We start from the raw sequence: 11,362 nt of genomic DNA, 5'->3' as shown, positions 1-11,362 counted from the left end.
TGGCGATTATTTCTGATCCCAGCCGACCACTATGCCATTCTCTACTATAACGCGATCGCTATAGCGGTTCTTGCCAGTTTGGTTGTATTTCAACGTGTGCGCGACTTTCGTTTTATAGACCCGCTCGGTCATATCCGCTGGCTTTCCCCAGGAATCGATCAATTGCTCAAAGGTCATGCCCTGCCAAATTCGCCGGATCATGATCCAATCCGCGATCTCCTCGTCGCCATATTTTGCTAAAAGCAAAGCGCGACGTTTCTTCTGTGCAGACTTTTTTGCAGCGCTGACAATTCCTGCTAAGCCAGCCGCACCGGCACCAATAACAACAAGAACGGAAACAGACATATTCTCCCCCATCTCCAGACAAAAAAGCAAAACAACTTGGAAATGTCGAGGGACTAAGGGAATTGAGAGGATATCCGGATTGCTGCCGCCGATCTGGCCGCTAACGAGGATGTGATCCATCGCGCTCCGACGGAATTCGGCCCTGTACTCCGTTTCACGGAGGTAGGGAAATTTACGGAGACAACGCATGTTCGCAAAATACTTTCTGCCTCTCGCCATGGCTGCCGGCACGTTGATGCTGTCCAGTGTCGGCTCGCAGGCCATGCCAATGGCCAAGCCTATTGCTGCGCGGCTGCCCATCGAAACCGTCGGCTGGCGCTGCGGTCCCGGCCGGCACGTGAACCGCTGGGGCAATTGCGTGCCCAACGGCCGCCGGTTCATCCGGCCGGTGCGCCATTGGCATCCCGGCTTCTGGGCGCATCACCGCTGGCACCCCGGTTATTGGAGCTGGTGATCCGTCGAGAGGATCGCGGTCGATGCCCGCGCTGACCGGCAAACTCACGGCTCACGCCACTAAATCCCGCATCGGCCTCACCGCCGCCGACTCCGGAAACACCTTGTCGCCAAGCACCGCCGGCGACAGCCCGAACTGGTCGGCCAGCAGCCCCTTCAGCACCGCGCGCACATCGCTGGTCGGCGCCAGGTCGCGCTGTTCGTGGAGCTGCGCCGGCTTCAGTCCCGGCCAGTCGGCGATGACGCGGCCGCCCTTGATCGCGCCGCCGGCGAGCAGCACCACCGTGCCGGTGCCATGGTCGGTGCCGACCGTGCCGTTGATGCGCGCCGTGCGGCCGAACTCGGTGATGGCGACGACCGCGGTGTCGCGCCAACGCTCGCCAAGCCCTTTCTCGAGCTCCTCGAACGCCCCGTCGAGGCCGCCGAGCAGATTGGCGAGCCTCCCTGTGGCGCCGCCTTCGTTGACATGGGTGTCCCAGCCGTCGAAGGCGAGCGCCGCGATGCGCGGTCCGTCGTCGGCAGCCATCAGCCGCGCCGCGCCTTGCGCCGACTGCCGCATGCCGCCGGCATTGTCGAGGCCGCCCTTCGGCTTCATCGTCTTGCCGTCGAGCTGGTCGCCCAGCGCCATGCGGTCGGCGTCGAGCCCTTTCTGAAGCGCGGCCGCCAGCGCAGGATCGCGATGGTTGTAGAGATCGAGCACACGCTCCGCCAGCGCATCGCCGGGCGTCGGCAGCGCCTGCGGTGCCCAGCCGAGCACGGGCGCGGCGCCACGGATCACCAGCGGCGTCGACGGCCCGACCGCCAGCCCGCCGAGCCTCGCCACGCGCTCGCCCGCCGGCAGGCTGGCTAAAGCCCGGTTGAGCCAGCCGGTGGTGGCGTTGCCGGGGCCCGGCAGGCCGGTTTCCAGCACGTCCTGGCCATCGAAATGCGAGCGGTCGCGGTAGCCGGTCGCGGCCGCATGAACGACCGCCGCCTGGCCCGCCTTGAACAGGCGCGCAAACACCGGCATTGCCGGGTTGACGGCGAAGAAACCGTCAAGCGGCAATGCCGGGTTGGCGCCTGAGAGCGAAAGCGCGATGTCGCCATGCAGGCCGGCATAGTTTGGATCGCCAACCGGCCCGACCGTCGACAGCCCGTCCAGCGCGCCGCGCAGCACGACGACGATCAGGCGCGGGTCGCGCTTGTCGGCTGCGCGCGCGAAGCGCGGCAGATAGGCCCAGGCAAACAGCGCGCCGCCGCTCATCAGCACCGCGCGGCGGGAAAGGCTGGGGGTTTCGCAAAGAAGGCTCATGGCTGCATCTCCACTTCTGCTACCGGCGCTGGAATTCCGGCGCCATCAACAGCAACGCCAGGCCCTGCTGCCGGGACTCCGCGCGCGAAATCGCCTGCCGCGTCTCGGCCGAGACGGATGTGCCGATCAGCGACGCGAGCATCTCGTCGGGATCGCCGATATCGTCCGCCTGCTTCGCCGCCTGCCACGCAATGTCCAGCCGCGTCTTGAGGCCCTCGGCGGAAACCCATGCGTCCGTCCGGTCGGGAAAGCCGTTCGGCCCCGGCGGTCGCCACAGCGGTTCGCCGAGCACGCTCAGCCAGCGAAGCGATCGTTGCGGTTCGTTGCCGGCGGTGGTGCCCACCGCCCGGCGCAACGCCACGACATAGTCTAGTGGCGAGCGCAGCTTCGTGAGCGGCGTCGACCAGGCTTCTGGCATGTCGACCAGCGCCAACGCGATCGCTCGCAGGTCGCCGTCGGTCTTGGTGAAGACCGTGGCCAGGCGGGCGACCGCCGCTTCGGGCGGATCGTCCGCGATGAAATGGCGGGCAAGCTTGCTGGCGATGTGCCGCGCGGTGGCCGGGTGGCGGGCAATGTCGTTGAGCGCGGCCTCCGCCTGGCCCATGCCGCCATCGGGATAGGTCTTGCCGAGCAGCACCGCCTGGCCCGGCTGATGCGCATTGGCGTTGAAGACGAAGCTTCCCGGCTCGCCCAGCCGCCCCTCGCGGCCGGCCATCGTCCAGCCGGTCAGCATGTTCGCGAAACTGGTGACGTCGGCCTGGGCATAGCCGCTGCCGACGCCCATCGTGTGCAATTCCAGGATCTCGCGGGCGAGGTTCTCGTTGAGGCCGCGTCCGCGTCGCTTGCCGGCGCGGGAATCGGGGCCGATGGACTGCCGGTTGTCGAGATAGAACAGCATGGCCGGATGGTGCTCGACGGCCAAAAGCATGTCGGCGAAGCGGCCGAGCACGAAGGGGCGGATCGCCTCGCGCTCGAAGGCGCCGGCGCATGCCCGCACGACGGGTGCCTTGGCGACGGAAACGCAGAAATGGTTCGACCAGAAGCCGACCAGGCGCTCCACGAAGCCGGGCGCCGCAGTGAGCGCCTTGTCGAACCGGGCCTGCGCTTCGTCGCGATAGATATCGGCCTCGACACGCGGCACCGCGGGTTTGGCTTTTGCCATGGCCGGGCCGGCTGGATCATCCGTTGCCATCGGCTGCATAGCGGCGGCCGCCGCCTCGGCGCGCGCCGCCTTGCGCTCCATGGCTGCCGCCATGCTGGCCTGGATCGCCGCAGTGCTGTCCAGCAACCCGGCATTCCGTGGGTCGTCGGGGGAAATGAGCGCGATGTCCTGCTGCTTGAGCTCGGCCTCGAGGTAGCCGCGCGGATCGGCGGCGATCTTGCCAAACTCGTCGCCGGGTTTCGCGCCGAGGCCGAAGCGGTTGAGCGTCACCAGGGCGGGGTTCGGCGAGACGGAATTTGCAAACGTTGCGGCCAACGAAGCCTCCGTTGAACCCGGCGCAGATCGCGTCGGTTTCATGGATCATCGGGGATACTCACGATGCCGGCCGCAGCACCGGCATCGCGAAGGGTTGTTACCAGCGGCGCCAGTGGTGCCAGCGATGGTAGGGATGCCAGACGGGGCCGATATAGACGCGCGGTCCGCCCCAGTAGTAATAGCCGGGATAGATCACGCGGCGATTGGGCACGCAGCGGCCCCAGTGGTTGGGATGCCAGCCCGGACCGCAGCCCCAGGCGACGTGCTCGACAAGCGCCGGTGAGGGCGCAACCGGTGCGATCGGCATCGCCGAGGCGGCGCTTGCGGCGGCCGTTCCGCCGAGGGCGAGGGCAGCCGCGATCGAATATTTTGCCAGACTGTTCATGCGATACTCCCGAGAGTTTCGAGGTTGAAGAGAACCTGCCGCCGCCAAAGGCGGTCGCAGGCCTGTCCCTCTTCCCTTGAACGGAGCGTGCTCGCCGTTTCCGTCGCCGCCTATGGCGATTTTTTTGCAGGCGGCGGCTGCCGGCCGGCGCGTCGCAACAAGGCGTCCGCCAGCAGCCGGCGGTCCTCCGGCGAGCCCGATGCGGCGAATTCGATGATGCGTTGCTCGATCCGGGTGCGCACGGTGACATCGGCATTGCGCGCGCGCTCCAGGGCGGCGGCAAGCGCGTTGGTGTCGAGAGCCGGCTGTTGCAGAAGGTTTGCCGCCTCGCGCCGCGCGGCCTGTCCGTCGAGGATCACGTCCCGCGACTCCCGGCGCACCTCGCGTAACGCCTGGCGGAAGACCTTGCGGTCGGCGGCAGGCAACCTACCGCCGGCCGATTCCAGCGAATAGCCCGGATTGGACTTGCCGATCAGCCAGCCGGCGCCGCCGGCCACCGCGCCGATCAGAAAAACATTCAGCACCAGCGATGCCGCGACAAGACGGGGGTTCATAGATCTTCTTCGTAAGGATCGGCGTCGGGACCGGCATCGCCGAACGACGTCGCATTGGCATCCATCACATAGTGGTCGGGCTGCATATCCGGGTTGACGACGGTCACCAGCGCCAGGCCGGCCGCGGCGCCGGCCAGCCCGACACACGCAAGCCCGAAGCCCAGCCACCAGAACTGTCGGCGGCGGCTCTGCCTGACCTCGGCCGCTGCCCGGGCGACAATGGCGCGATGGAGCGCCGGGCTGGGTGCTTCGACCCGATGCCGATCGAGCATGGCGTCGAGCCTGCCGGCGCGCGCCAGGATAGCTCGGCCCTCGTTGGTGTCGGCAAACAGCATCGCGGCTGCCTGTTCGCCCGGCGGCCAGCGGTGCAAGGCGCCGCCATAGGCATCTGCCAGCGCAGCGAAGCGCCCGGCATCCATCCGCCCCTTCGTTCTCTTCTCAGCCATCCCGTTCCCCCTTCCGCCATCCCGACCTGGCCCCCCACGTCCTTGCCCGCAACGCCGGCAATGCCTTTGCTGTCTCAGTCATCGCCATCGTCTCCAATGAGCATGGCATGCAAGGAGCGCCGGCCTCGCGCGAGCAGGCTTTCCAGCGCATCGACGCTGACCTGCATGGCGCCGGCGGCCTCGATGTTGGACAGCTCCTGATAATACACCAGCACGATGGCCTCGCGCTGGCGTGGCGCGATCCGCTGCAGCGCTTGGTTGACCCTGCGTTCTTCGTCGCCCGGCATGACATCGGGAAGCGGCGCCTCGTCCGCCACCTCCGGCAGCTCGTCCGTCGTCCATTCGCGCCGGCGCCGCAGCCGGTCGTAGCAGAGGTTGAGCGCGACGCGGTGAATCCAGGTGTCGAAGCGTGCGTGCCCCTGGCGCCAGCCCGAGGCATGGCGCCAGATGCGCACGAAAGTCTCCTGGGCGACGTCCTCTGCTTCCGCCGGGTCGCCAAGCATCCTGGCGGCCAGGGCCAGGATGCGCGGCAGCTTGCGCGCCACCATCGCCTGCACCGCGGCGGTGTCGCCGGTGCCGATGCGGCGTACCAGTTCCTCGTCCGGATCGGCGCCCATCACGTCGGGCGCTCGCGGCTGTCATTGTGCGGCATAGCCTCTTGGTCATTGCTCCTGATTGGGAGCGGTTTTATGGCCCGGCCTCTCGTCGGCGCCGAGCACGCCGTCGCTATTCTTGTCGAGCCTGGCGAAGCGCTCGGCGAGAAAGGCGTCGAGCTCGCCCCTGTCGACGAAACCGTCCTTGTTGGCGTCGATGCGCGCGAAGGATTTGGCCGGATCGCCCTTGGCCTTGCGCGCGGTCTGGAAAGCGGTCCATTCGGTGAGGCTGACCTTGCCGTCATTGTCTGTGTCGGCCCGCATGAACGCCCTTTCCCGGCGCGCCTCGAACTTTTCCAGCGTCAGGCCGGATTTGGGTTGGTCAGACTTGCCGGCCGGAGCCGGGCTGCTCGGCGCCGTCTGGGCCGGGGCAGGGAGCGGCGTCGTTGTCTGGGCGACCGCGGCCGCGGTCTGCAGGCCAAGGGCAACGACGAATATGGTGGGGCGCATCATGCTCTCGTCTCCGGTTGGGCGCGGCCATTGGCGGCCACGCTTCAGCCGTTGAACGCGAGACAGAGCAAAATCCGTCGGTCTTTTTCGACCGGACACCAACCTACCGGATCCGGCGCAGCCGGATCGAAGGATTGCTAAGGACAGGAGGGCGACGGCTATCTCGGCTGGTCGACCGCCACCAGCTGGTCCTGCTTGAAACCTGCATGTTGCGGCGTCCAGACGTCGCCCTCGCGGTTGAACCAGTGGCACAGATACGTGCCGGAAGCCGCCCCGTCGCTGACAGTCATTTCGGGGCCTCCGGACTTCAGCCTGACGACGTCTCCGGTCTTGAAACTATTGGGCATTTCGACCTCCCATGCTGACAAAGGGAGTTTCCCACCAACAGCTGTTCCCGACAATGGCCGAGATGCGCCGATCACGTGGTGCAGGAGGAAGGCGTGAGAATGATGCCGCTTGTGAAACACGCCAGGTAGCACCGTAGGCGTGGCCAGATCATGTCGAGGCTTTGGAGCCGAAGCGAGCGACCCGATCGCTCCTTGGGTTCAATCGGTGTCGCGCCGTGGGGCCGGCGGCTGTGCCGATTGGCTGTCTTCTGCGGCCGGGCGGACGGTCATGGACCTTTCATCGGGCCACAATGCCTGTGCCTTCATCACCGCCGCCAAAAGATTGTCTGCTTCAACGCTTCCGATTTCAGTTAGAAGCTGTCTGCTGCCCCCTGCTCTGAAACCGACGTGATAGACCGTCCAACTCCTCATTGCATTTCCGACAAATTGCGTCACGGCACGGGCACGCGGATGGAAGCCCGGCTCGCTTTTGTGGTTAGGATTTTGAGGTCCGCAAGCCGGGCATGCACCGACCGATAGGGCGGGGGGCTTGGGGTTATCAGCCGGTGCGATCGCGAGACTGTCTGATTTGCCCGCCAGCCCACAATCGACCGAGGTCCATCCTGCCGAACGCATTGGTCCGAAAGGACCAAAGATATAGCCCCTTATTCCGTTGGGGCAGGTTGCCCCCGCTGGTGACTTTTTGTCATCCGCCGATGGCCCATGGTTCACGGCAGACCGCTCAAGCGCTCGGCCTCCGCTAATGCGCCTGGGCAGAGATGGCGGGGACCGGCGAATCGCGGGACGTGAACCGCTGGACCTCACAGGCCCAGCATTTCGCCGGAGCCTGTGAGGAAGATCCGCCCTAGCCCCCGTTAGCAGGTGCCGGTGCCGGTTTGGCGGGAGCGGCGGGCTTGGAGACGGACGGTGCGGACGGCGCCTCAACCTTGGGCGTGTTCACGCTAACGTTCACATCCTTACCTCCGCCCCCATTTATGTTTATCACCCCCGTGAAGAATAGTAGGGCAACAACTGCGATGATGCCAAGGATTATCGCAACGGCTGTTCCGCCACCACCAGAGTTTACGACTGTAGGGCCGTCAGACATGGCTTTTCTCCTTTTCTTGAGTTCTCACTCGGAAGAAAAGAGAACTTTGTGGTATTTGTTCCGCACTCGGGCCACAGTCTTAAAGTACATACGACCGAAGTCCATTGACTGGAATGCCCAGACGGTTGTCGCCGAGCTGTGACAGAATGAAAAAACCCGCCGGCCGAAGCCAGCGGGTGAAGGTGGTTGGGCTCGGCCCCGCCAGGACCGAGCGCCCTATCATGTGCACACGGCCGAACTGGTCGCGCCTACAAATGTTAGGGCTAAAGGAAATTCCGAAGCACGGTCTAGGCGAGCAGGGAGAAAGTTAGCTGATCAGACGGTGAAGTTCGCGGTCGCTCAGGTCTACAGCCTTCGGCATCAGGTGTTTCTGTGCGGTTTCTGTACAAATCCGGCGAGGCGATCGGCTAAGTTATTGGAAATTTGGTGCCGCTTGCGTGACTCGAACACGCGACCCCATCATTACGAATGATGTGCTCTACCAACTGAGCTAAAGCGGCCCGGGAAGCGTCAGGCTTCCAGAATGGGCTGGGTGATAGACTCAACCGCTCGCTAATTCAAGATGGGCAGCGGTGAATTTCCGGCCTCGCCGGCGGCAATTCCGATCTACGGTTACCGCGCGATGGGCGCCGGCGCGGCCCGCGGCGGCGTGCGGGTAAGCGGTCCTTCGCATCCGGCTGGCCGGCGCGGCTGCAGCCGCGGTGACGAAAAATGTTGATTCTTCAACAAAAAATGCCGAAATGGCTTTGGCCGGCAAGGCAGCCGCTCGCCGTTGATCGATCGGTCGTCTGCGGCTGACGACCAGACAACCGGGAGCGAACGCGCAGAGGGAGCTCGCTTGGACCCCATCGAGAAAGCGATCCGCAATGCCTTCGAGAAAGGCAATGCCGAGGACCGGGCGTTCCGCGAGAGGGTCTATCGATCCGCCTTTGCCGCGCTCGACCGCGTCCTGCAGGCCAATCCGAACGTCACGGTCGAGGCCGCCATCAGCCGCCGCAAGGCAGTCCAGGCCAAGATCACCGAGATCGAATCGGAGTTCCTGCCGGCCGTGCCAGAGGTGACGCTGCCGCCGGAAAACGTAGCGCCCGCCGGCAATGGCGCACCGGACCCCCGCGTCGAAGCGCCGTCCGAATCGGCCGCGCCGTCTGTCGACGCGCCGCTGCCGCCGTCGCAAACCGCGCCCTCGCCCTCGATCACCGTCGACGGCCCGGTCCAGCCCGATGCGTCGGACCGGCCGCGTGCGCGTGTGCTGCCGCGCGTGCCCGACATCATGCCGGATGAGACAGCGCTTCCCGATGCGCCCTCGCTCGATGATTCGCCGGGTGCTCCCATCGGCAACGGCGCGCAGGTCGCGCCCGACCGCGACGAGCGGCGCATCAGGGGCCGGCGCTTGCCGCTCACCGCGATCTTCGTCGTCGCGACATTGCTCGCGGCCGCCGGCATCGGCCTCTACTTCGCCAAGCAGACCGGTGTCTTCAAGACGGCGGCCGAGCTCAACACCGGCCCGCCGGAGCCGGCGCCGGCGCTGGACGACGAGGACTCCTCGCAGCCGACCGAGCCAGGCTCGCCGCAGAAACCGGGCGAAGCCGACCAGTCGAAGAACTGGATCAACGTCTTCTCGCCCGCCGACCCGACCCATGTCAGCGCGCCGTCCGACGCCGCCGCCGAGGTGATGAAGGACGACACCGGCCAGTTCCTGCGCATCCGCTCGGGCGCGTCCGGTTCGGCCATCGCCTTCGATGTCGGTCAGGGCGTGCTGGAGAAGCTTGCGGGCAAGCATGCCATGTTCGACATCGTCGCGCGTTCGGAAGAAGGCAAGGAGACGCAGATCTCGATCGACTGCAATTTCGGCGATCTCGGCGATTGCGGCCGCAAGCGCTACGCGGTCGGCCACGAGCGCAACGAATATCTGTTCGACGTGCAGTTCCCGAACAAGCATCCGGGCGCCGCCGGCACGATCGCCGTCAATTCCGATTTCGACCAGAAGGGCAAGTCGGTGGATATCTACGAGATACGCGTCTCGATAGCGCAGTGATCGCGCCGCTCTATCCGCCAACGCAGGCGCTGCACCCCACCCGCGCCTTCGGCGTGGGGAAGGTCGGCGCGAAGCGCCGGGTGGGATGAAGCGCCGGCGCTCGATCTTTAGCTATCCAGCAATGCCTGCAGCGTCTCGATGCGGTCGGCTTCCGCCGCCGGCTTGTCCCAGCGCAGCCGTGAGATGCGGGGAAAGCGCATCGCGACGCCCGATTTGTGGCGGGTCGAGCGGTTGAGGCCTTCGAACGCCACCTCCAGCACCAGGCCGTTCCTGCGGTCGGCGCGCACCGAGCGCACGGGCCCGAAACGCTCGATCGTGTTGTCGCGCACATATTTGTCGATTTCTCTCAGCTCCTCGTCGGTGAAGCCGAAATAGGCCTTGCCGACCGGCACCAGCTCTTCCGAGCCCTCCGGACCGGACCAGACGCCGAACGTGTAGTCGGAATAAAAGCTCGAACGCTTGCCATGGCCGCGCTGCGCATACATCAGCACCGCGTCGATGGTGTGCGGGTCGCGCTTCCACTTGAACCACGGGCCTTTCGGCCGGCCTGCAAGATACGGCGAATCCCAGCGCTTCAGCATCACCCCTTCGATGATCGGATGCGGCGGCGCCTGGCGCAGCCGCTCCAGCGTCTCCCAATCGGAAAACGCGACCAGCGGCGAGAGATCGAAGCGGCTCGGGTCGAGGGTTTTGACGAAAGCCTCGAGCCGCTTGCGGCGCTCGGCGAAAGGCAGCGCGCGCAGGTCCTCGCCGTCGATCTGCAGCGCGTCGTAGCAGCGCATGAAGGCCGGATATTGCTGCTGGATCTTTGGCGACACGCTCTTGCGGTTTAGTCGCTGCTGCAGGTCGGAGAAGGTTCCGGTCGCCTCGCGCGGGTCGCCGACCAAAAGCTCGCCGTCCAGCGCCGCCTCGAAATTCATCGCGGCGGCAAGGTCCGGGAAGGCGCCCGACACGTCGTCGCCGGTGCGCGAATAAAGCCGGCGCACACCGCCTTCGCACACCGCCTGCACGCGTATGCCGTCCCACTTCCATTCCGCCGCATAATCGGCCGGATCGAGCTTTTCGAGGTCGCCGTCGTCGACGGCATTGGACAGCATCACCGGACGGAACAGCGCCAGCGCGGCGCTCGTCGGCTTTTCCGCCCGGCCCTCGAGCCAAGCGAACAGCTCGGTGTAAGGCGGCGCCAGCCCGTGCCAGAGCTCCTCGATCTCAGCGACGTCGACTTGGCCAAGGTCGGCCAGCGCCTGCTTGGCGAGCCGCGCCGACACGCCGATGCGCAAGCCCCCGGTGACCAGCTTGATGATGGCGAAGCGCGCCGAGATGCTGGCGTCGTCGAGCAGCCGTGACAGAACCTTCGGCCCGTCGGAGCGGCTCGCCGCCTGCAGTCTGCCGACCACCTCGGCAAGCGTCGGCACATGATTGGGGATGTGCCCTTGTGGTTGCGGCCAGACCAGCGACACGGTCTCGGCGAGGTCGCCGACATAGTCGTAGGAATAGCCGAACAGCACCGGATCCATGCGCTCGACCACCAGCGCGCGCAGCATCGCCGGCTTCACCGCCGCGATCGAGAGATCGCCGGTGATGGCGGCGAGCGCCAGACCGCGATCGGGATCCTCGACGCTGCGGAAATAATCAGTCAGCAGCGTCAGCTTGCCGTTGCGCGACGGCGTCAGCACAAGGCGGTCGAGGAGCTCGGCGAAGCGGTTCATGGGCGGCACGCCAATGACGAAGGCCGGCGCGAGGCACCCCCCTCTGTCCTGCCGGACATCTCCCCCGCAAGGGGGGAGATTGGCAGCTTCGGTGCTGTCGCATCTCCCGCGACGTTGGAAATTGGCGAAG

12 protein-coding genes and 1 tRNA gene are annotated in these 11,362 nt (G+C 65.9%); 2 read left to right on the top strand and 11 right to left on the bottom strand.

Annotated elements, in window-relative coordinates; translation table 11 throughout:
- Positions 1-6: 6 nt before the first annotated feature.
- A complete protein-coding gene (locus LB529_RS21905; protein ID WP_224712322.1) occupies positions 7-465 on the bottom strand; it encodes a hypothetical protein in 459 nt (152 codons plus the stop codon).
- A 67-nt stretch (positions 466-532) separates the two neighbouring features.
- On the opposite strand from LB529_RS21905, the gene LB529_RS21900 reads away from it, so the two are divergent.
- Positions 533-799, top strand: coding sequence for a GCG_CRPN prefix-to-repeats domain-containing protein (locus LB529_RS21900; RefSeq protein WP_224526809.1), 267 nt, complete (start codon positions 533-535; stop codon positions 797-799).
- Positions 800-850: 51 nt separating this feature from the next.
- Here LB529_RS21900 and LB529_RS21895 read toward each other — a convergent pair whose 3' ends face one another.
- The 9 genes from LB529_RS21895 to LB529_RS21855 form a co-directional block, all read right to left on the bottom strand.
- A complete protein-coding gene (locus LB529_RS21895; protein WP_224712321.1) occupies positions 851-2,089 on the bottom strand; it encodes a DUF1501 domain-containing protein in 1,239 nt (412 codons plus the stop codon).
- A 19-nt stretch (positions 2,090-2,108) separates the two neighbouring features.
- Complete coding sequence (locus LB529_RS21890; RefSeq protein ID WP_224712320.1) at positions 2,109-3,566, bottom strand: DUF1800 family protein; 1,458 nt, start codon at positions 3,564-3,566, stop codon at positions 2,109-2,111.
- A gap of 97 nt (positions 3,567-3,663) precedes the next feature.
- Positions 3,664-3,951 (bottom strand): GCG_CRPN prefix-to-repeats domain-containing protein, encoded by a 288-nt coding sequence (locus LB529_RS21885; protein ID WP_224603094.1) that lies wholly within the window; start codon positions 3,949-3,951, stop codon positions 3,664-3,666.
- Positions 3,952-4,061: 110 nt separating this feature from the next.
- Positions 4,062-4,505 (bottom strand): periplasmic heavy metal sensor, encoded by a 444-nt coding sequence (locus tag LB529_RS21880; RefSeq protein ID WP_224602790.1) that lies wholly within the window; start codon positions 4,503-4,505, stop codon positions 4,062-4,064.
- Positions 4,502-4,951 (bottom strand): hypothetical protein, encoded by a 450-nt coding sequence (locus LB529_RS21875; protein ID WP_224712319.1) that lies wholly within the window; start codon positions 4,949-4,951, stop codon positions 4,502-4,504. The genes LB529_RS21880 and LB529_RS21875 overlap by 4 nt, the downstream gene beginning before the upstream one ends.
- Positions 4,952-5,025: 74 nt before the next feature.
- Positions 5,026-5,568 (bottom strand): RNA polymerase sigma factor, encoded by a 543-nt coding sequence (locus LB529_RS21870; protein ID WP_224712318.1) that lies wholly within the window; start codon positions 5,566-5,568, stop codon positions 5,026-5,028.
- Positions 5,569-5,613: 45 nt separating this feature from the next.
- A complete protein-coding gene (locus tag LB529_RS21865; RefSeq protein WP_224712317.1) occupies positions 5,614-6,057 on the bottom strand; it encodes an EF-hand domain-containing protein in 444 nt (147 codons plus the stop codon).
- A gap of 155 nt (positions 6,058-6,212) precedes the next feature.
- Positions 6,213-6,401, bottom strand: coding sequence for a YodC family protein (locus LB529_RS21860; RefSeq protein ID WP_095766010.1), 189 nt, complete (start codon positions 6,399-6,401; stop codon positions 6,213-6,215).
- A gap of 1,511 nt (positions 6,402-7,912) precedes the next feature.
- Positions 7,913-7,988, bottom strand: a tRNA-Thr gene (locus LB529_RS21855).
- Positions 7,989-8,326: 338 nt separating this feature from the next.
- On the opposite strand from LB529_RS21855, the gene LB529_RS21850 reads away from it, so the two are divergent.
- Positions 8,327-9,523, top strand: a complete 1,197-nt coding sequence (locus tag LB529_RS21850) for a hypothetical protein (RefSeq protein ID WP_224712316.1) — start codon at positions 8,327-8,329, stop codon at positions 9,521-9,523.
- A gap of 107 nt (positions 9,524-9,630) precedes the next feature.
- On the opposite strand, the gene LB529_RS21845 is transcribed toward LB529_RS21850, so the two are convergent.
- Positions 9,631-11,232, bottom strand: coding sequence for a cisplatin damage response ATP-dependent DNA ligase (locus tag LB529_RS21845; protein WP_224545203.1), 1,602 nt, complete (start codon positions 11,230-11,232; stop codon positions 9,631-9,633).
- Positions 11,233-11,362: the final 130 nt, after the last annotated feature.

The organism is Mesorhizobium sp. CA5 (genome assembly GCF_020165105.1).
GTDB lineage: Bacteria > Pseudomonadota > Alphaproteobacteria > Rhizobiales > Rhizobiaceae > Mesorhizobium.
The sequence above is the reverse complement of the archived record's forward strand: the minus strand, read 5'-3'. Positions and strand labels throughout refer to the sequence as shown.